Here is a 533-nt window from a genome sequence, read left to right as displayed (position 1 = left end):
GGCTGGTTTAACGGTAGAAGAGCTAGTGCGCTTAGGCCGCTTTCCGTGGCGTGGCGCACTTGGTCGTTGGAAACCTGAAGACAAACAGATTATCGCTGAAGCCATGGCTCGAACTGGCGTTGCTCCGTTTGCTCAAGCATTAGCGGACGATTTATCGGGCGGTGAGCGCCAACGCGCTTGGGTGTCGATGCTGTTGGCTCAACAATCACCGATTTTGATCCTAGATGAACCGACCTCCGCGCTCGATGTTCACCATCAATTTCAACTGATGGCGCTACTGGCAGAGCTGAATCGAACCGAGAACGTAGGCATTATCGTGATCCTGCATGATTTGAACTTAGCATTGCGCTACGCAACCCACATAGTTGCGCTCAAAAAAGGTCAAATTGCCTTTGAAGGCAACGCCGAAATGCTGCTTGATGAAGCGCGTTTGTCTGCACTTTACGGATCACCAATTAAGCTCATTGACCATCCAACGCCCGCGGAAACACTTGCTAGCCAGAAGGTGGCGGTGGTATGTGCATGATGGTTCG

General features: G+C 51.8%; 1 protein-coding gene. It reads left to right on the top strand.

Going from position 1 to position 533, the window contains the following annotated elements; genetic code table 11:
- Positions 1-526 (top strand): ABC transporter ATP-binding protein (locus tag R7O13_RS30440; RefSeq protein ID WP_318305667.1); only part of this gene is annotated, 526 nt, incomplete at its 5' end.
- Between the last annotated feature and the right edge of the window lie 7 nt (positions 527-533).

Source organism: Vibrio sp. Y176, from assembly GCF_033438945.1.
The sequence above is the reverse complement of the archived record's forward strand: the minus strand, read 5'-3'. Positions and strand labels throughout refer to the sequence as shown.